We start from the raw sequence: 20684 nt of genomic DNA, 5'->3' as shown, positions 1-20684 counted from the left end.
ACCTTACAAGGAGATAGCAATATGAGTTACAAACACATACTTGTGGCAGTCGACCTTTCAGACGACAGTAAAGTGTTGATTAAGAAAGCCGTATCACTGGCTAAACCTCTGGATGCGAAAGTCTCTTTTATTCACATCGACGTGAACTACGCAGAACTCTACACCGGGCTTATCGATATCAATATGGCAGAAGCGCAACATCAAGCAATGGAAGCATCGCGCGCACAATTGGCAAACTTCGCAGAATATGCGCAATACCCAATTGCCCATACTTTAGTCGGTAGTGGCGATTTGAGTAATGAGCTGTGCGATACCATTCAAGACTACAGCATTGATTTGGTGGTTTGTGGTCATCACCAAGATTTCTGGAGCAAGATTCTATCTTCGACTCGACAGCTGATTAACTGCTCACCAGTCGATATGCTGGTCGTACCGCTAAAAGACTGATTGGCGCAACGATAAAACTTGGTTAGACTGCGGGCACATTTGTTGTTGATAAAGATTCTCATCCATGGCTTATCTATCCGCAGTTACCCTACTTTGGGCATTCTCATTTAGCCTGATCGGCGTTTACCTCGCCGGTCAGGTTGATTCTTGGTTCTCGGTGTTCATGCGCGTGGCACTGGCGAGTTTGGTTTTCATTCCCTTTTTGAAATTCCGTGGCGTTAGCAAACCCCTGATCGCGAAACTGATGACTGTCGGTGGCTTCCAGCTCGGTTTGATGTATTGCTTCTACTACCAATCTTTTTTGCTCCTTTCCGTGCCAGAAGTATTGCTGTTCACCGTATTCACACCCATTTACGTCACGCTAATCTATGACTTCTTGAAAGGTCGCTTTTCACCTTGGTACTTAGTTACCGCAGCAATAGCCGTATTTGGTGCCGCCTGGATTAAATTTGCAGGCATTAATGAAGATTTCCTACTGGGCTTTTTGGTCGTACAAGGAGCAAACCTCTGCTTTGCCATCGGTCAGGTGGGCTACAAATATATCATGGAGAGTGAACCCGTCGATTTGCCACAACACACCGTGTTTGGCTACTTCTACTTAGGTGCACTTTGTGTAGCAACCGTGGCTTTCGCGCTCATGGGTAACCTCGACAAACTACCAACCACTACAACGCAATGGGGCATTCTGACATACCTTGGGTTGATTGCTTCTGGTTTTGGTTACTTTGCTTGGAACAAAGGCGCGACTATGGTGAACGCAGGTGCACTGGCAGTAATGAACAATGCATTGGTTCCGGCGGGCTTGATTGTAAACATTGTGATTTGGAACCGCGATGTTGATGTCATGCGACTCGCCATTGGCGGTGCGATCATCATGCTATCCCTATGGATTAACGAAACCTGGGTGAAAAAGCGCGTAGAGATGAGTTACGCCAATAAGTAACGCAGCTAATCCTATAAACATTTCGACAATAAAAAACTCTCTCCGACTGGAGAGCGTTTTTTGTTTGATTAATGCACTTTGGCTTGTGAGATTGCGTTCATCAAAGCATTAGGTGGCGTTGGCAGCAGCACTTCTAGTTTCGCATTGCGCGCTTCAAGCTTGCGCTGACGCTTAAGTAACTTTTGTTGTTTTTTCGCCACTTTTAGCAACTTCTTTTGCTGCTTATAGTGCTTTTTCAGTGCTTTTTTCGCTTTCTTGAGCGATTTTTTATCCGCTAAATCAAACCATACTGGTGCGTCGGCTCTTACTGGCTCCGGAGATTTTTCGGCTTGTTTTTTCTCTTTCACACGCTCAACAACACGCTTCACAATCGCGGCTTTTTCGTTGCTTTGTTTCGTGGTCACTGGAATCGCTTGTGATGGCAGAGCTTCAACCAATAAGCCACATGCTTGTTGCTCACTCAATGGCTTGTCTTGGCATTTTTGTGGAGGAATTGCGGCTGGCTTACAAAGGGTATCTTTGGCCGATGAAGAGCGTGCGCAAGAACGACAAACGAATTTTGGTGCGACAACTAAACGATGGATATCACCAAGTTCTGCCGCGATCTGTTTGCGACTCATTTTACATAAACGTTTAGCCATTCTACTACTCCAGCTTCCCAGTTATCGACCGCATCACAACAAGTGAAATAATAATAATTCTTAGTTAGATATACAGTCAGGGAAGGGAATTAGCAAGAGAAAACTATCAATAGAGACGAGGAAAGAGAGGCTGAGTCACAGCACGAGACACCGTACTGTGACAAGAAAAGTTGAGCCGTCAGGAAGTTATGCCATCGATGCTTTAACATAGACATCGAAGCGATTTTTTTTCGTTTCAATCGCCATGGTCGGTTTTTTCTCGTTCAGCCAGTTAGCATAATCTGGGCGTTTAACTACTACACGCTTTGTGGCTAACGCCATGGCTGGTTCTAGTAAGCCATCGGCGTCCAAATCGGCGCCAACCAACGATTGGAAAACGCGCATTTCTTTTTTCACGAGCGCCGACTTCTTTTTATTTTCTGGGTGCGGATACATCGGGTCAAGATACACCACATCTGGCTGGACAAAGTCTTTATCTTGCGCCAATTGTTCCAGCGCATCATGGCTAGAAGCATGGATAAGCGACATGCGCTCAGATACCCAGGTGCCGATTTCTGGGTCTTGTTTCGCTCGATCCAAGCCATCATCTAACAAAGCCGCTACGACTGGATGACGCTCGACCATCTGCACTTTACAACCTAGCGAGGCGAGCACAAACGCATCACGACCAAGACCTGCCGTGCCGTCTAACACGGTTGGCGTTGCCCCTTTGTTCAACCCCGCCGCTTTCGCAATTGCCTGACCTTTACCACCACCGAACTTGCGACGATGACCGACCGCACCACCAATCAAATCCACAAAGATTGCACCCAGCTTTGGTTCATCCACTTTACGTAGCTCCAAACGCTCGGTGGTTAGCACCAAAGCAAAATCGCTATCGTCAGTATGAGAAAGCCGCCAACGCGCAGCGAGTTCATCAAGATGAGATTGTTGAGACGGGTTTTCACAGATCAATTGCAGTTGCAAAAGGAGGCTCCAATAAAAATCGAGGTAACTGGCGCTGAGTGTATACCTAAGTTACCTATTAATGCTAGGTTGAGCTTGCTACGCAGAGGTTATACAGCCGTCAGTTGCTCCACTAGCTCAGAAAGCGGCTTAGGATGGCCAATACCGTAGCCTTGGCCGTAGTCCACACCGAGGTCTATCAAATGCTGCATGACCTGGTCATTTTCGACAAACTCCGCCACCGTCACTTTGCCTAGTTGCTTCGCCAAGTCATTGATTGAACGAACCATCACGCGGTCCATTTCATTTACGTTGATATCTTGCACGAAAAGACCATCAATTTTCACGATATCGACAGGAAGTTTCTTTAAGTAACCAAATGAAGACAATCCAGATCCGAAATCATCCAATGCAATCATGCAACCCAAAGACTTTAGCTTGGTAAACAGCTCAATGGCTTGATCCAGATTGCTCATCGCCGCTGTCTCGGTGATTTCTAAGCAGATTTTTTCACACGGCAGAGTCGAACTTTCCAATCGCTCCAATAAGAAGTCAATAAACTCTTGATTCCCCATAGATTGACCCGAAAGGTTTATCGAACAGCGACCAAGCTGTTCAACCACCTCTGGACGCTGTTCAAACCACTCTAGTGTTTGAGTAATAACCTGCTTATCAATCCAATGGGCAATGTTGTAGCGCTCGGAAGCAGGGATAAACAGCGCAGGAGAAACATAATCACCGTACCCATTGCGAATACGCACCAAAATCTCAAAATACATTTGAGTCTCGTGCTTTTGTAAGCTTTTTATCGGTTGAGCAAACAGTTCTAAACGTTGATTCGACAATGCCTCATGCACCAAATTGACGCTCTGCATTTCCATCTGACGACGCTGCAACTCTTCGTTATCTAAGCTGAATAGATTATAGCGGTTACGGCCTTGCTCTTTAGCGGCGTGACAAGCAGAGTCTGCTTGAGCGTGCACCATTTGTGGCGTATCAGCGGTATGATCGATGATACGGATACCAATTGAGCAACTGATGAACAGGCGTGTGTCTTCCCAAATAAAGAGGTGTTCGCTTAGTGTCGAGATGATCAGTTTGGCAATATTGATGGCGCCATATTCGTCACAGTCTTTGAGTAACACCGCAAACTCATCGCCTCCCATTCGAGCCAAGATGGAATTGTACGGCAGAACGCCTTCCAGCATACTGGCGCAGAATTGAATCGCCGCATCACCTGCATCATGCCCAACCGTATCATTGAGGACTTTTAGTTGATCTAAGTCGAGGTACAACATGGCGTGGACTCGACGATGGCTGTCCACTTCGCACAGTGCGGTCTTAAGCTCTAGTTCAAAATGGTTTCTGTTGTAAGTCCCCGTCAGTAAGTCATAGCGAGCTTGGTATTCCAATTTCTCGGAGAGCAGTTTGGTTTCGGTAATATCTTCGCCCACAATCAGCAGTTGCTCAGATTCACTCAGCGGACGAATATTCTCGCGCACCCAAACACGATGACCATTTGCATGACGATACTCGACTTCACGTCGCCAAACACCATGCACTTGCTGGTTGGGTTGCAATAACACTTGGCGAGGGAACAGCACTTTGTCATCAAAATAGAACTCCCTCAGGCGATGTCCGAGCATGTCCATCGGCTTGTAGCCAAGAAGTAGTTGAGCAAATCGATTCACTTCTTGAATTCGGTTATTACTATCAAGCGTCACCATCATCACGGGCTGCTGCTCGTAATAGTTGCGTAGGGTTGACTCACGTTGGTAGAGCTTGTCCTCCATCAATTTACGACTGGTAATATCGCGCGCTTCAAACAAGTATTGCTTATGGTTCCCTACTTGCTGAGAAAAAGGCTTGAGCGAAACTTCTAATACCAAGGCGCCGTGTTCTTTACTCCAAATTTCAGCTTCAAACGTCGACACTTGATGGTGAGGCGCATGGAAATACTCCTCAAGCAACGCTTGTGCTTTTTCACTCCAGTTGGGGTGAAACCAAAGTGGTCGGTCTAAGCGCAGTCCTTGGTGATAAAGTAAGGATTGAAGGTGATCGTTGCCCGATTTAAGCACACCGTTGGCATCCAAAATGCCCATATACTGCATGCTCTGATCGAAAATCGATTCTAGAATAGCCTGGCTTTCTCGCGCAGCGCTCTCACTTCGACGCATCCGCTGTAAATAATAACCCATCAGCAAAATGACCACCGACATCACCACAAACAGGCTACCAAACAGGCGAATTTCCTTGGCAAAACGTTCAGAAAGCTTCATTGGCTTATTAAAAAATACCGCAGAAACCTCTTGTTCAGCCCCCAATCCCCAACGCGCTACCGCTTGGTAATCGAGCTTTATTTCAGAATCACTTTTTTTCACCGCAGGCAGAGGCTGATCAGGGTTATCCAAAACGAACTCAAGCATCTCTGCACTCTCAATACCATGCCGATAACCACTTTGAATAACCCCTCCAACTGCGCCATGACCCAAACCAATGTCATGCACCATAAACAGCGGCGCGTTTGAGACTTTGTTGACACCAACCCAGTCACGCTCGCTGCCAACCATACCTTGTTTATCTCGGTAATAGGTCCAGAACAAGACGACTTTATCGGAACTCAGTTTTGCGACTTGTTGTTTTAGATCGATGATACTGTCTGGGACAACTTGTACGATTTTGTCTCGATATTGCGGGAACTTGAGGACAAAATTGTCGATTTGATAACGCAACACCTCACCGGTCACCGAGTGGTCACTGACGATGAGAACTTGTGTGTAGTTCGGATGTAAGCGCTCAATAAGAGCGAGATTCGCTTCCAAATCGACATCTTCCATGACTCCGGTTGCATTCAGAGAACGATGTAAAGAAGGATGGTAGTTATTAATGCCGTTAAATATAACTGGGGTGTCTTTGATGATTGGGGCTAAACGCTGCATGAGTTCAAGTGCATTGTTATCGCTCACTAAAATGGCATCGAATCGCTCTTTGCGTAATTTCGTAAGATACAAGGATTTTAGTTGCGCAAAAAACTGCTCACTCTGGTTACGTTTCGAGTCTAGATAGAGCACACGCATGTCCAGCGCTCGATCGCCCAGCTGTTGCTCGATGCCTCGCTGTATGGAGTCCGTCCAGAAAAAACCCTGATGATAGGAGTGCACGACCAACACCTTCGGATCTGAGGCCGTAGCAAACGCGCTCCAACATAGCGCGGCAATAACCAGAAAACGCTGCACATTATCTCCATAGCTCGGAGTTAACCCGCAGTTACTCCTGCCAAACCTTGTGAATCCTATCCGCTATGAGTATAAAAGGGAGGTAAAACTCTATCCCTAACGGAAATCATAGTATGAATACGAGCCTGCCGAAACTCGACGACCTTGACCGCGCAATATTAAAAACACTGATGGCTGACGCCAGAACGCCCTACGCAGAAATGGCAAAGCAGTTCGATGTCAGCCCTGCCACTATCCATGTGCGTATCGAGAAGATGAAGTCGGCGGACATCATCGAAGGAACGGAGGTGATCATCAATACTAAAAAGCTTGGCTACGATGTGTGCTGCTTTATTGGTATTAACCTCAATGCAGCTCGTGATTACCACTCCGCGTTAGAAAAACTCAACGCGCTCGACGAAGTCGTTGAAGCTTACTACACCACGGGCGCGTATAACATATTCGTCAAATTGATGTGCAAATCGATTGAAGAGCTGCAATTTGTACTGATCGACAAGCTGCAAGCCATTGATGAGGTTCAGTCCACGGAGACATTGATATCGTTGCAGAACCCGATCAACCGCAACGTAAATCCGTAAAATTTTTTATAAAAAAGGCCAACCGAACGGTTGGCCTTGATGTTTTTTGCTCAATTTACGCCGCAATACCCGAATGGCGCAACAGTGCATCGATTTGTGGCTCGCGGCCACGGAAGCGCTTAAACAGCTCCATTGGCTCTTCACTGCCCCCCATTTCTAGGATGTTGTTCAGGAAGCTTAGACCCGTCTCTTTGTTGAAGATGCCTTCTTCTTCAAAGCGAGAATACGCGTCTGACGACAGCACTTCAGCCCATAGGTAGCTGTAGTAACCCGCACTGTAGCCACCAGCAAAAATATGGCCGAAGCTGTGTGAGAAACGCGCCCACTCAACCGCAGGAACTACCGCGACTTTCTCTTTCACTTTCGCCAAAGTTTCCAGTACACGCGCACCCACTTCTGGGTCATATTCAGTGTGAAGCGTGAAGTCGAACAAGCCGAATTCTAGCTGACGCAAAATACCCATCGCAGATTGGAAGTTTTTCGCTGCGAGCATTTTGTCTAGCATCGCTTTCGGTAGCGGCTCACCTGTCTCATAGTGACCAGAAATGAACGCCAGCGCATCCTCTTCCCAACACCAGTTTTCTAGGAACTGACTTGGTAGCTCAACCGCATCCCAAGGCACGCCATTAATACCTGAAACAGCACCTGTATCAACTTGCGTCAACATGTGGTGGATTCCATGACCAAACTCATGGAATAACGTCACGACTTCATCGTGCGTGAACAGTGCTGGTTTGTCGCCCACTGGACGGTTGAAGTTACACGTTAGATACGCAACCGGCGTTTGCAGCTCGCCAGATAGCGTAACGCGACGACCACGACAATCATCCATCCACGCGCCGCCACGTTTGTGTTCACGAGCGTAGAGATCTAGGTAGAAGCTGCCACGGAGTGTGCCTTCAGCATCAAAGATATCGAAAAAGCGCACGGACTCATGCCAAGTGTCTACGCCTTCGCGCTCAGTAACGGTCATGCCAAACACGCGGTTTAGCACTTCAAACAGACCGCTCACGACTTTTGACTCTGGGAAGTATGGGCGCAGTTCTTCATCCGAAATTTGGAACAGGTGCTGCTTTTGTTTCTCGCTGTAGTAAGCGATATCCCAAACGTTCAGCTCTTCAACACCAAACTCACTTTTCGCAAACTGACGTAACTCTTCGACTTCACGTTCACCTTGCGGTTTCGCTCGTGTCGCTAGGTCATTCAGGAAGCCCAGCACTTGATCCGGCGTTTCAGCCATCTTTGTTGCTAACGACTTTTCACTATAAGTATTGAAACCTAGCATACGTGAAATTTCATGGCGCAGTTTTAGCTGCTCAGTAATGATTTCTGAGTTATCCCATTTGCCTGCGTTTGGACCTCGATCAGAAGCGCGCGTCACGTACGCTTCGTACACTTCTTTACGCAACTCTTGGTTATCGCAGTACGTCATGACAGGTAGGTAAGATGGGATATCTAGCGTAATGAGGTAACCATCTAACTCTTTTGCTTCTGCGGCAGCTTTCGCTGCTGCCAGCGCCGATTCTGGCATACCTGCTAGGTCTTTCTCGTCTGTGATGTGCTTGGTCCAACCCATGGTGGCATCCAGCACATTGTTAGAGAATTTAGAGCTCAGCTCAGACATACGTTTGCTGATCTCGCCGTAACGGTGCTGCTCATCGGATGGCAAACCAATGCCTGATAACTCGAAATCACGCAGTGCATCAGTGATGGTTTTCTGCTGGGCACGAGTTAACGTTGCAAATTCTTCGCTCGCTTTGATGGTTTTGTACGCTTCGTACAACCCTTTGTGCTGACCAACCCAAGTGCCGTACTCTGACAAAATTGGTAGGCAACTTTCGTAAGCTTCACGTAGCTCTTCGCTGTTCACTACCGAGTTCATGTGACCCACTGGCGACCAGATGCGGCTTAAGCGATCATCCGCTTCTTCAATTGGCGCAATCACACTGTCCCAAGTTGGGTGAGCGTTGTCTTGTAGAACTTCATCGATTTTTGCTCGGCAGTCAGCAATCGCTTGCTCAACGGCAGGCTTGATGTGTTCTGGTTTAATTTGAGAAAACGGAGGTAGGTCCGTAAACGTCAGAAGAGGATTAGACATGAATAATTCCTTTTGTGTTTTGACTCTGTGATTGCCTGTCTATTTTGTGTAGATAGGCCAACTCAATGTACAGACGAGCCAGCAACATGGATTGGGGGAGCTCCGTTCCCTTTCTCTATGCCGCGATGACCATCATATAGTCAACCAGCGCTACTCTGTCCTTGAGTCTTGTTATACCTAAATGAAATTTCACACCCTTTTGAGTGCGAGAAACTCACCTAGTTCAATTCGATTACCAATAGTAAGTGTGGGTGACTTAAAGAAATTTCAATAGCGTCCCCTTATCAGAGGAACAGATTTGATTGGAAGTTCTACATCTTTAAGTTACTTGAGTATAATACCGCCATAGAGTGAAAATCACAGACCACACTCAGCCAAAGAGTGTTTCGAGAGTTTAATTTGTTAAGTTACCGCCACAGCTTCCACGCTGGCAACCATGCCGACGTGGTCAAACACATCGTTCAAAGCCTCATTCTTGATGCGCTGAAACAAAAAGATAAGCCATTCGTTTATCACGATACCCACTCGGGTGTGGGCCGTTACGATCTGACTCACGAATGGTCTGAAAAAACGGGCGAATACAAACAAGGCATCGCACGTATTTGGGATAACCCAAGCATTCCTGAAGACATCAAAAGCTACATCGATGCCATTAAAGTGCTCAACAACGGCGAGAAGCTGCGTTACTACCCAGGCTCACCACGTGTAGCGCGCGCGCAAATCCGCCCACAAGATCGCATGGTGCTGACCGAGTTGCACCCGGCCGATCACCCATTGTTAGAGCAAGAATTCCATCGTGATCGCCAAGTGAGCATCTTCAAAGAGGACGGGTTCCAACGCCTCAAAGCAAGCTTACCGCCACAAGAACGTCGTGGTTTGGTGCTGATTGACCCACCATACGAACTCGCGAAAGAGTACCGCGATGTGGTACGAGCGATTCATCAGAGCCATAAACGTTGGGCAACCGGTATCTACGCGATTTGGTACCCAGTGGTAAACCGTCACGACATCGAAGATATGATCGAAGGCTTGGAAGCACTGGGCATTCGTAAAATTCTGCAAATCGAGTTAGGTGTTGCACCAGATACCAACGAGCGCGGCATGACGGCATCCGGCATGATTGTGATTAACCCGCCATGGAAACTGGAAAGCCAGATGAAAGAGATTCTGCCATTCCTGCAAGGCGCGATCGCACCAGCAACTGGCCACTGGAAAGTGGACTGGATTGTGCCAGAGTAAGCACTTCAGTACCGATATCTTCAAGCGCAACGATATTCTCGTTGCGCTTTTTTATGCTCTCACCTTCTCCCTCCAGTCGTGCTTATTCTTCTTTTTGTGCCTCTCATCGCTATTTGTCATAAGTATTGTCGCTTTTTCCCATTTAGGAATTAGTCGAATTCGATTTATGATAGTGGGATAACGGTGGCATTGAGTTCGGACAAGGTCATCCCAATCTATCTATGTACCAGATAAAATTTATAAGCTCTTGGAGAAAGTAATGGCGACTCATTTTGACTATATCTGTATCGGTGGCGGCAGTGGCGGCATCGCATCTGCAAACCGTGCGGCGATGTACGGCGCGAAAGTTGCGCTAATCGAAGCTCAAGACCTTGGCGGTACCTGTGTCAACGTAGGTTGTGTACCGAAAAAAGTGATGTGGCATGGCGCGCAAATCGCAGAAGCGATGAACCTGTACGCAGAAGATTACGGTTTTGATGTCGACGTGAAAGGTTTCGACTGGAGCAAACTGGTTGAGAGCCGTCAGGCGTACATTGGTCGTATTCACCAATCTTACGATCGCGTTCTTGGCAACAATAGAGTAAACGTGATTAAAGGCTTTGCTAAGTTTGTTGACGAAAAAACTGTCGAAGTAAACGGTGAACACTACACAGCAGATCACATCCTGATCGCGGTTGGTGGTCGTCCTACTATTCCAAACATTCCAGGCGCTGAATACGGCATCGATTCAAACGGCTTCTTCGACCTAGCAGAGCAACCAAAACGCGTTGCGGTTGTTGGCGCAGGCTACATCGCAGTTGAAATTGCTGGCGTACTGCACGCGCTAGGTACAGAAACGCACCTGTTCGTACGTAAAGAGTCACCACTGCGTAGCTTCGATCCAATGATCATCGATACATTGGTTGAAGTGATGGACGCAGAAGGTCCAAAACTGCACACCCACTCTGTACCAAAAGAAGTGGTAAAAGAAGCCGATGGCAGCCTAACTCTGCACCTAGAAAACGGTGAAAGCCAAAACTTTGACCAACTGATTTGGGCAATCGGTCGTCACCCAGCGACAGACGCAATCAACCTAGCGTCAACTGGTGTTGCAACGAACGAAAAAGGTTACATTAAGGTAGACGAATACCAAGAAACCAACGTGAAAGGCATCTACTGTGTGGGTGACATCATGGAAGGCGGTATCGAGCTAACACCAGTAGCAGTGAAAGCGGGTCGTCAACTTTCTGAGCGTTTGTTCAACAACAAACCAAACGCGAAGATGGACTACGATTTGGTACCAACTGTGGTATTTAGCCACCCACCAATCGGCACTATCGGTCTTACAACGCAAGAAGCGGAAGAGAAGTACGGCAAAGACAACATCAAAGTCTACACATCTGGCTTCACGGCGATGTACACCGCCGTTACTAAGCACCGTCAACCATGTAAGATGAAGCTTGTATGTGCGGGTGAAGAAGAAACGGTTGTTGGTCTACACGGCATCGGTTTCACGGTAGATGAAATGATCCAAGGCTTCGGCGTAGCAATGAAGATGGGCGCAACCAAAGCAGACTTCGACTCTGTTGTGGCTATCCACCCGACGGGCTCAGAAGAGTTCGTTACTATGAGGGGTTAATGTCGAAAACCCACCTACACACGTTTGTACTGTAGAAAAACTGATAGGCCAGAGCATCATTCTCTGGCCTTTACTGGCTCTTCGATACGCAATCAACTATAAAACGTTTGCGCCCCATTCCTTCTTACAAAACCACGGTCATTCTTTGACAGAGGAATGTTTTCAGCTTGATGAGACCATTGGAACAATTAATGGTATGGGCGAAAAAAGGCACCTGTGGCGCCTTTTCTTAGCATCTATTTTATGCCTCTCTTTCAAGAGCTCCTCATACTGAGGGAGATGGCGAGGCGCTACCGTCTATATTCTCTTCTTCCCCTTTTTGCTGACTACCGTATTTTTCCTGGTCTTGTACAAGTGTCCTGGCCGACTTCGCGCTCAGAGGGACGCGGGTCTTACAGTCTTCGTAGACCTTCACGAGCGTTGGAATTTCCTCTTTCTCGTACTTGTTTCCTCGCGCAGAGTTTTTTGTCATCTGAAGGGCAATCACTTCATGATCTACACCTGCTTTATCCAGCGATGCGACACGGTTCACTACGCCGCCAGCTTTGGTAGTTGCTGGCATAATAGCTTCGATACTATCCGTCGCCGTATCTGCAGCTTTATTGATAACTTTTTGAGCTTTGTTCTTTTCTTTAGACATACCCTATTCCCTTGCATTAGTTACAAATTTCATTAAGTTGCCATATTGAGGAGCGGTTAAAGTGATGCAAAATAGTGCCCCCTAATCGACATGGTTAGATTACTTCTAGGTCGGTCGCCAAAAAGCCGAAAAAATTGATAAGCGAGGTTTTTGTGAAAGAAACAGTCAAGGAAAAGCTGGAAATTACAAACAAAGACTCACTCCGTAGAAGGCATGCAGGGAACTACAAACCTATAGATAATGGAGAAGGTTATCTTCTCCCATATGAGATTCGTCTACGTAACCAACCGTCTGAGTTTTTTGAGCAACTATCAGACTATGACTTCCTAAAGCCCTCTATTACTGGCTCGGCACCTCTAACTTTCGCCGGTTTGCAGAAAGAGCTTGAGTGCTTGGACGATCTTGATTCGGGAACTGGCTTTTGGAAAAACTTCAATGAATCAGCACTGAACAAGTATTTAAACCCGATTCTCGGTACTACCAAAAAGAAGCAAGGCTGGAAGCAAGTGTACATAAAGAAAGGCACAGAGACTGACGCTGACAAGCCACACCACGACGATATGCTGAGGTGCATTTATTTACTTGCTCATCTGCATAAAGCAAGTCCTAGCTTCATTCGCCAGTTGGCGGCTGAGAGTGATATTTGGTCTACAGACCTCAGAGTGTTTTACCCGAGAAAAGATTTTGCCTTTAGTGAAGAATACGGTGGGTACCTCTCGGAGCTTTATGCAAACATGTTGTTCTACCAGCCAAATAGAATTCGAAGACTGATAAAATGCCTCGACATTTGCATTGAAAAATTAACAAATCACGCTAACTCTGACTTGATCTCTCCTTTTCTGAAGGATCGAACGAAAGACACCGACTCCCCAAGCCTGAAGATATTAAAGTACAGCCAAATTGCGTCAGTCACACACTTCGCTGCGTTGAACAACTATCTGAAAGGCAAGGTTACCGGCACGTTCGATACAGCCTCACTTGCCAAGTTGGAAGCCAACGAAAAAGATCCATCTGGCCTTCAAATTACTGCTACATCACAACAATATAAACTGGTAGCCGCTTTATGCATGAGGCTACCATTGCCAAACCCATTGCGAGAGTTAAACGGAAGTTGGGTGTCCAAAGGAACAGAACCGATCGCATTTCAAGACATGGAGATATGTATTGACGCAGTAGCAAATGCCCTTGCCGCAGATGCCCTAAACCAACTCAGGATTGAAAGCGATGGTACCAAGAGTGGGAAACGCGACACATCCATCCCAGCGGCTATCAAGAAGCTGGCGGAACAGAACCCTCAAACCATCGAAGATATTTTGAGGATTGGCTCCCCTGACTTTGCCAGCATCCCTGAGTTGTACTCCTTCTACCTGCGAAAACGAAGTGAGTATGCTTTAGCCAAAGCACGTAGTCTAGGAAGTTTGAAAATGTCGGTTCTAAGTAACATGCCTCAAACACCACTGGCAGTAATTGAATCGATGCAGCCTAATCCGAATACAAAGAGGGTCTTGGACTATATCCGGGGAAACAACTTGGACAAGATTAGTGATGATATTGAAAAGCTAGAAAGAAACCTCTTCATGGAACGGCTTCTTGCGAGGGCAGAACCAATGAACGTAGGCCTAATCTACCAGTATGTTCTCCAATGTCTTCCCCCAAGGGAATAGCTACTGTGGTATCGGTCCGTATGGACCTTCTACGAATATCCCCAAAAACTTTCACATGTGAAAGTGCTAGCAACTTTTACCATTCAATGAAAGCGCTCAAACTGCCCAAATTGGTACATTACAGGCCTTAGGATCTTGATAGCAGTAGCAGATACTGGATGAACCAACAGTTATTACAAAGTTCATCCCGTGGCTTACTTGATCAAATCAGACGACGTACATATAGGTGGTGAAATCATCACTGAAACGGACCCTATAGAGTTTCTGAATGGCCGAAATCTAGGGTCATTGCCTACTATTTATGACCAAAACTGGGGATATGTTGCACCAGTAAATCACTGGTTCATTCATCTTAAAGCGAGCAAACGGCTTGAAAATCTAAGTTCCTACGCACGAGCGCTTTTGCATTATTGGAATTTTCTAGAATCAGAAAATTTAATCTGGGATGTCTTCCCATTAGCAAAAGGTTTAAAGCCTACATATCGATATAGGAATGATAAACTTCTCAAGAGTGTTAAAGCTGGTGAGCTCGCATACTCAACTGCCAACACGTATATGACACATGTCGTCCAGTTTTATTTATGGGCAGCACATGAACGTTATTACCACATCAGCGAGAAACACAAACCCTTCGAAATCGAATTTGTAAGAATACAGAGAAGCGACATGCTAGCTCATATGATGCCTAAATTTCTGGTCCAAACTACAGACTTGCGCATCAGAACGCCGAGGGATGCAACCAGTAAGAATATTCGGGGACTAAAGCCCTTAACTCAAATTTCACTCACTCATTTGGCTCTACATTTACGTAATGTGCCTTGCGAATTTAGGCTGATCTGTTTACTCGCAGCTCAATCCGGCTTACGTATCCAAGAAGCATCAGGATTGACTTTGGCCGCACTAGAGCAATCGGTTCAACGCTCAGGTTCTATAACTCATTTCGAGTTAACAATAGGACCAGGTAATGGTGTACCTACAAAATACAATAAAACTCGAACTATTGAGATAACAAGTCGCCTTTTATCAGACTTGAAAACTTATGCCATAAGTGAGCGGCGAATGTGCCGACTTGACAAACTTCTTAGCAAAATTGAGTTCCACAAAGGCATCAATGACATAAAAAAGTCCCACTCTTTTCATGTCTCAAAGGAAAAACTCAACGCCCTGACCACAGCCCAGCGATACGAACCCTTATTTATTAGCCAACAAGGTAATCCATACGACCCAAACACAATAGGCTCTCGCTTTGGAGAAGTTCGCCGCTCAATAATTAAGTCAGGAATACAATTTGAGCATAAGTTTCATGATCTTAGATGTAGTTATGCAACCTACCGACTACATAGCCTACTTGAAGCAGGTATGGAGCCTGCGAATGCACTGAGCTTACTGATGGGGTGGATGGGACATAAGAATGAATACACGACATGGAAGTACTTGCAGTACCTTAAAAGAAAAGAATCGTTAAAAGAGAAGATATCTGTACTAGACAGCATTATGCACCAAGCATTAGAGGAAGCTAATGAGCAAGACGTTGAAATTAATAGCCCCCTGGGTTGAACATCTTTGTATTCCCATACGAAACGGGGCAAACGCACATACACTCTTAGACTTTAATCGATTCAGGTATCGTGGGGTTCCTAAAACACATGAAATAAAGCAGGGAAATGTTCAGCTATTAGACCGTGATGATATAGCACAGAGAATGTTCATCGCCATTACAGGCAAAGAAGATGCATCACCAGCGACTAAAGGCAACATATTTGTAGCCGCGAGAAGGCACTTTGCATTTTGTGATTCACAAACGCCACCACTTTCGCCGCTATCGGAAATGGCATATGTCAAAGAGTTAGAATATAACTCCATCCGTCAGCGACGAGGAGAAATAAAGGATAGTACTGAAAGCAGACTGCGCTCTGACTTATCTTCCTTATATCAGTGGCAACATCTATCAGTTAAAAATATCGAGCCTTTAAAACCACGACGTTCTAGATGCTCCCAAACAGAGCCGACTCGCGGATATAGTGATGCAGATTTGAAGCAGTTACTTCCTTTGCTAAGAAGTATTTTTAAGCAGTTGTATCAGCAATTTATTATCGATCCTGAGCTTCATATTCAAGCAAGTTCCAACGCTCAGACAATGGTATTCTCTTGGAAGGGAAAAGATTACCCCGTAGCCGGTGGCGCATCAAAAATTTTTTATGCTGCCACATTCCTCTTAAGTTATTACACATGGAGCAATAGCACCATTTTGTACAGCTTAAGACGTCCACAAACTAAAACCAATGCTATATCAAGTAATTGGTATCAAATGCCTGCATTTAAACGAAGGGCATTTAAAACTATTACTGTAGAGCTAGGGGATCATAACAAGCTAGAAATTCCTAAGTATGCAACCCAATTTTTTGACCAGTTAATGACCGCCTCAAAACTGGTCGATCCTAATCCTGATGGTTTGCTGTTACCAGCTTACAGCTACAGAAAAAGAAAAGTTCAGATGATGAGCGGATGTCTACTTAATGACTTCAAAGCTAAATGGTTAGCTAGGTACTTTCCGATGACCGATGAACAAGGAGAAATACTATGGCCTGTACCAAGACGCTTCCGCGCCACAGGCAGTCATTTAACTTTGGCACTAAAAGGTACACTGGAAGCTGCAATTCTTCTGGATAACACTCCTCAGACGGTTGCTCATGCATACTCAAGTGGAAACAAGTATGAAAACGATCTGATGAACCGAGATACAAGCCAAACTTTAGAACAGATCGTGCGTGACAGACAAAGTGTAGAGTCAGCGAAACAAAAGGTTAGAGAAGCACAAAAAGTGGAAGTACTTACCTATGAAGCATACATCCGACGAGCATCTCCTCCCACTCGTAGCGCTCACGGCAGTTATTGCAAAGAGCCGATGGGAGCAATGGCTGAGAAGTTTACATCAAGAGCACGAGCACATGGGCTCATAACTGAAAGTGAAAATCTAGCATGTGCCGATTTAATCAAATGTTGGAGCTGCGGACATCAAGTGCTTGTCGAATCGGTAACTGATTTATGGTGCGCTATTAGTTTTCGCGAATACATTGAAGAATCGGCATGCCTGCATATAGATAATGCTCATTATCAGAAAAATTTTGGCGAAGCCTTAGCAAAGATTGACCTCCGCTTAAAACAATTAAGTCCCAAAGTTGTTCAGCAAGCCAGAAGAAAATTAGCAGATGAAGGTCGTCATCCCCTGTGGATGGGTATAGATAGTGTCAATATTAGCTGAGGACAAAATGAAACCATTATTACATTTGCCAATTGAAACACCTAGTTCACTCAATCTTTACGCCCAAGATGTGGAACGATTAGTCAAAGAGCGTAACTGGGACAAATTGAACCAAGTACCTGTATGCATAGATCAACATCAAATATTAAGAGCATACTTCGGCCAAAATCGCTGGGATTGTAGCCCATATGCCTCGGATAAAGGCAGTGATAAAAACCAAAGAGAATTTGATTTCTCTTATTTAGTTGACTCGCCTAACTTGCTTCTTGAAGCAAAACTTATAGCCTATGGCTGGCTATACGAACAAGGGCATTGTTTTGGACAAAAATGCAAACTATCCACTTTGACATCTAGGTTTAATATTGGTTTAAAAAGAGCGTTAGTCAGCTTAAAAAATAACGGAGCCAATAGTTTTAGTGAATTAAACAACCATGATGTCTGGCAAAAATTTGAAATAGATTTGCAACATGAGTCATTAAGCAAACGCACCCTTGAACTCGCATTCACAGCTATTCAATCAGTTGAAAGGCTGAATTCGTGGCTACCTTTTCAGTTAATATTACCGAGCATCAACTATAGACAGTTGGCAAAAAAGCTGGCAGATCAAGAAAAATTAGAACATAAGCAATCACTTGCTATACCACAAGCATTGGTAAACGTACTGTACGGGCAAGCTGTCAGATACGTGGAAAATGCATGGCCGCATAGAGAAAAACTCGCCCAACTCGAACGTGATTTACAATCAAACTATGATATTGGCCGTGCAGCCGTAGACTATAAGCTAGCCATCGGTAGATGGAAGTGGCTTTATGATGTGGAAGGCAGGCTTAATAGCAAAAAATACGTTGAGGAAATCAACAAAGCAACTCCTCGTTCTCAATCTGAGATCATCACGCAACATCTTAGGGGAACAGGCTTACTACCCAACCATAAAGTTGACGGAAATTGGTTATTTATATGGAGAGCGAATCTTCAAGCCGCTTGTTTTATATGTTGCGGCGCATTCAGCGGAATGAGGGTCAGCGAACTGTTTGAACTCCATGAGGATAGTTTTCGCACATACACTATCAACGGACAATTATTTCACTCTGTATCAGCGGCAACACATAAGCTTGCAGCTGGTAGAAAAAAAGAAGAGTGGCTCACCAGCCCTATAGTAGAAAAAGCCATATCGCTCGCAATTTCATTGAGCGCATGTGCCCGTGAACAATTGGTAAAACTAGCAGCACATAGTAACGATCCTGGACAAGTAGATAAGCTAATGGAAACATCCAGTAACTTGTGGCTTAGCCAAGCGCAAAGGAAAAACTTACCAATTCTCATATCTCGTGCAAAATGGAATGATCGGCTGAAAAACTTCGCGAAAAGTATTGGTGCTATCGTTGATGAAAAAGCATTATCTGAATGTCGTCAGCTTAATCCAAGAAATGGGGGAGCAATAGAGGACAAAGTTAAGTTAGGAGAACCTTGGCCTTTTCTCACCCACCAATTTCGACGCACTTTTGCCTGTTTTGCCGTCCGCAATGGACTGGGCCACCCTATATCCATTAAGCAGCAGTTCAAACATATCCATGTTCGCATGAGCGAATGGTATGGCAATGGCGCAATCGAATCCCACCTACAGGATATAAAGGTAGACAGTGAGCTAATTAACTTGCTCAACGAAGTAAAACTTGAACAAACAACGGCGCACTTTGATAAATGGTTCAATGGTGATGAAAAGCTAACGGGAAGCTTTGGTAAGGCTATTGTCGCCATGCGTGACGACAAACCTGTGATCTATAGCAACTGGGATAGCTTGTATCGATTGGTTAAAGAAAAACGGTTAACTTTACATGGCACCCTACATAGCTATTGTAAAAATGGCTATGAATGTGACATGGATGGGGTAATAAATGCCGCATTCTGCGTTGATTGCCGTGGCGGAGGTAGCGTCGTGGATGATAAAAAAGCGTCGTGGTGGCAAAAGAAACATCAAGCATTAAGCAGCTATCTGAAGCAGCAATCCGATCTCAGCCATGCAGAGTATGCTCACTGTATTACACAGATTCGAGCTGCCGAGAAAGTGTTGAATGATTTTGGACTGAAATTTGAAAAATATCAGCACCCATTACAGGTTATCGATTTATGAAAAAGTCAGAAAATACTTTACTTCAACTTGAAGCCGCTCTTCAACGAATTCTGAGTGGAAAAACAAAACGAATACCAGATCACCGAAAATTGTCAGTTCGAGCTGTTGAAGAGGAGGCAGGACTTGGAAATGGAAGTTGCTATTATTACAAAGAGTTTAAGCTTAAAGTGCAATCTGAAGCAGCAACGATTAAAGCTTCATCATCCAATACGCCAATCGAATCTGATCTTGAAAAATTAAGGTTAAGGCGCAACGAAGAAAGGCGGATTAAAATTCAGTACCGTGAGCAGGTTGATGAACTTAAAGCGATAGTCGCGAAAATGGCGGCTGAGCACCACCAGTTGTCTCATGCCTTACGAAAAGCTCATCTCAAAATTACACAACTTGAGAATGAGCTAATTGAACAACAGAGAAAACAAATGGTTAGAATAAAATAACACGATATTAATCATCTAAGGCTTGTTCCCCCTCCACAGAATAAAGTTGCTTGGGATAAGCTAGTTTAAACTGTTGGAATCTCAAGAGCTGTAGTCGTTTTATAAAGAGGGGCTGAATAACTTAGAAATATATTGTTGTAGTGCTCGTGGCTATCTAACAGAAAAGTCACTCTGACGTGATCCACGTCGGCTGTTCGTGGTTACAGATGATCTTAGTTAGCTGCGACTCATTTTTTTCATTTTCACTTAATGCCAGAAGATCGATATAAACGGTTTGAACACCTATTTCATGATTGATGAGGTTGTACCTATCCCTAGCCGTATCTCCGCACTCGTCGAAGAACGCATGGAATCTCATCACCCTCAATTGCCAACTCCAGTGTATAAACCGCTCCGGAGAGCCCAAAGGATAGTTGTCAAAATTCGGGGTAAAATGATTTTCAGATAAATTGTGAGTCAACGATATCACCTATCTCTTCTAGCTGCAGTCTAGAGCATGACAAGAGCATAGATCACTGTAGGCGTATCATCCTCTCTTTACTATCATCATGTAAAAACCTAATTTATCCAGTTTTTAAGCTTAAAGTGAGTAAATTAACAATAAGAATTAATGTCATTCGGACCCATTTCCTGATATTAAGCTTAGAAATCAAAATAGCCGCATTTGCGGCTATTTTAGCGGCCTCATATGTCTAAAGGTGGGAGATTAGGCTCGTGTTTCCTTTAGCCCGCGACCATATGTTAGAACTATCATTTTCCATGTGTCAATAAGGTCAATAATTGATGCCATGACTCAAAAATAAGG

At 45.0% G+C, this 20684-nt stretch carries 15 protein-coding genes; 10 read left to right on the top strand and 5 right to left on the bottom strand.

Annotation, left to right across the window (positions count from 1 at the left end):
• Window positions 1-21 precede the first annotated feature (21 nt).
• Together uspA and R7R78_RS10265 are read left to right on the top strand one after the other, a co-directional pair.
• Window positions 22-447, top strand: coding sequence for a universal stress protein UspA (gene uspA / locus R7R78_RS10270; RefSeq protein ID WP_149192279.1), 426 nt, complete (start codon window positions 22-24; stop codon window positions 445-447).
• 64 nt (window positions 448-511) lie between these two features.
• On the top strand, window positions 512-1390 hold the full coding sequence (locus R7R78_RS10265; protein WP_065274996.1) for a carboxylate/amino acid/amine transporter: 879 nt from the start codon (window positions 512-514) through the stop codon (window positions 1388-1390).
• Window positions 1391-1458: 68 nt separating this feature from the next.
• Here R7R78_RS10265 and R7R78_RS10260 read toward each other — a convergent pair whose 3' ends face one another.
• From R7R78_RS10260 to R7R78_RS10250, 3 genes are all read right to left on the bottom strand, one after another.
• Window positions 1459-2031 carry a hypothetical protein gene (locus tag R7R78_RS10260; RefSeq protein ID WP_053349764.1) on the bottom strand — a complete coding sequence of 191 codons (573 nt, stop codon included), beginning with the start codon at window positions 2029-2031 and terminating at the stop codon, window positions 1459-1461.
• A gap of 186 nt (window positions 2032-2217) precedes the next feature.
• The gene (locus R7R78_RS10255; RefSeq protein WP_005382933.1) at window positions 2218-2997 is read right to left on the bottom strand and encodes a class I SAM-dependent methyltransferase; all 780 of its coding nucleotides are present in this window, start codon (window positions 2995-2997) and stop codon (window positions 2218-2220) included.
• 89 nt (window positions 2998-3086) lie between these two features.
• Complete coding sequence (locus R7R78_RS10250) at window positions 3087-6212, bottom strand: EAL domain-containing protein (RefSeq protein WP_213891690.1); 3126 nt, start codon at window positions 6210-6212, stop codon at window positions 3087-3089.
• Window positions 6213-6325: 113 nt separating this feature from the next.
• Here R7R78_RS10250 and asnC point away from each other — a divergent pair, with 113 nt between their 5' ends.
• Window positions 6326-6790, top strand: coding sequence for a transcriptional regulator AsnC (gene asnC / locus R7R78_RS10245; protein ID WP_086046422.1), 465 nt, complete (start codon window positions 6326-6328; stop codon window positions 6788-6790).
• Window positions 6791-6845: 55 nt separating this feature from the next.
• Here the strand turns inward: asnC and prlC are convergent, their stop codons facing one another.
• Entirely contained in the window at window positions 6846-8888 is a 2043-nt protein-coding gene (prlC, locus tag R7R78_RS10240; protein ID WP_017635033.1) for an oligopeptidase A, read from the bottom strand.
• Between the two features lie 399 nt (window positions 8889-9287).
• Between prlC and R7R78_RS10235 the strand changes: the two genes are divergently transcribed.
• Entirely contained in the window at window positions 9288-10127 is an 840-nt protein-coding gene (locus tag R7R78_RS10235) for a 23S rRNA (adenine(2030)-N(6))-methyltransferase RlmJ (protein ID WP_130544880.1), read from the top strand.
• Window positions 10128-10386: 259 nt separating this feature from the next.
• The gene (gene gorA / locus R7R78_RS10230; protein ID WP_225473498.1) at window positions 10387-11745 is read left to right on the top strand and encodes a glutathione-disulfide reductase; all 1359 of its coding nucleotides are present in this window, start codon (window positions 10387-10389) and stop codon (window positions 11743-11745) included.
• Between the two features lie 265 nt (window positions 11746-12010).
• Here the strand turns inward: gorA and R7R78_RS10225 are convergent, their stop codons facing one another.
• Complete coding sequence (locus R7R78_RS10225) at window positions 12011-12385, bottom strand: hypothetical protein (RefSeq protein ID WP_225473496.1); 375 nt, start codon at window positions 12383-12385, stop codon at window positions 12011-12013.
• Window positions 12386-12537: 152 nt separating this feature from the next.
• Here R7R78_RS10225 and R7R78_RS10220 point away from each other — a divergent pair, with 152 nt between their 5' ends.
• From R7R78_RS10220 to R7R78_RS10200, 5 genes are all read left to right on the top strand, one after another.
• Complete coding sequence (locus R7R78_RS10220) at window positions 12538-14049, top strand: hypothetical protein (protein WP_225473495.1); 1512 nt, start codon at window positions 12538-12540, stop codon at window positions 14047-14049.
• Between the two features lie 189 nt (window positions 14050-14238).
• The gene (gene xerC / locus R7R78_RS10215; protein WP_225473494.1) at window positions 14239-15606 is read left to right on the top strand and encodes a tyrosine recombinase XerC; all 1368 of its coding nucleotides are present in this window, start codon (window positions 14239-14241) and stop codon (window positions 15604-15606) included.
• Window positions 15569-17311 (top strand): hypothetical protein, encoded by a 1743-nt coding sequence (locus R7R78_RS10210; protein ID WP_225473493.1) that lies wholly within the window; start codon window positions 15569-15571, stop codon window positions 17309-17311. The genes xerC and R7R78_RS10210 overlap by 38 nt, the downstream gene beginning before the upstream one ends.
• 7 nt (window positions 17312-17318) lie before the next feature.
• On the top strand, window positions 17319-19442 hold the full coding sequence (locus R7R78_RS10205) for a hypothetical protein (RefSeq protein WP_225473492.1): 2124 nt from the start codon (window positions 17319-17321) through the stop codon (window positions 19440-19442).
• Complete coding sequence (locus tag R7R78_RS10200; protein ID WP_225473491.1) at window positions 19439-19879, top strand: hypothetical protein; 441 nt, start codon at window positions 19439-19441, stop codon at window positions 19877-19879. Before R7R78_RS10205 ends, R7R78_RS10200 begins: the two co-directional genes overlap by 4 nt.
• Window positions 19880-20684: the final 805 nt, after the last annotated feature.

It is taken from the genome of Vibrio sp. 2134-1 (assembly GCF_033339495.1).
This window is presented reverse-complemented; position numbering and strand designations above follow the sequence as displayed.

Bases quoted from the DNA above. Each gene is read 5' to 3' on its own strand.
- uspA (WP_149192279.1), top strand. From the start codon at position 22: ATGAGTTACAAACACATACTTGTGGCAGTCGACCTTTCAGACGACAGT.
- R7R78_RS10265 (WP_065274996.1), top strand. From the start codon at position 512: ATGGCTTATCTATCCGCAGTTACCCTACTTTGGGCATTCTCATTTAGC.
- R7R78_RS10260 (WP_053349764.1), bottom strand. From the start codon at position 2,031: ATGGCTAAACGTTTATGTAAAATGAGTCGCAAACAGATCGCGGCAGAA.
- asnC (WP_086046422.1), top strand. From the start codon at position 6,326: ATGAATACGAGCCTGCCGAAACTCGACGACCTTGACCGCGCAATATTA.
- prlC (WP_017635033.1), bottom strand. From the start codon at position 8,888: ATGTCTAATCCTCTTCTGACGTTTACGGACCTACCTCCGTTTTCTCAA.
- gorA (WP_225473498.1), top strand. From the start codon at position 10,387: ATGGCGACTCATTTTGACTATATCTGTATCGGTGGCGGCAGTGGCGGC.
- R7R78_RS10225 (WP_225473496.1), bottom strand. From the start codon at position 12,385: ATGTCTAAAGAAAAGAACAAAGCTCAAAAAGTTATCAATAAAGCTGCA.
- R7R78_RS10210 (WP_225473493.1), top strand. From the start codon at position 15,569: ATGAGCAAGACGTTGAAATTAATAGCCCCCTGGGTTGAACATCTTTGT.
- R7R78_RS10205 (WP_225473492.1), top strand. From the start codon at position 17,319: ATGAAACCATTATTACATTTGCCAATTGAAACACCTAGTTCACTCAAT.
- R7R78_RS10200 (WP_225473491.1), top strand. From the start codon at position 19,439: ATGAAAAAGTCAGAAAATACTTTACTTCAACTTGAAGCCGCTCTTCAA.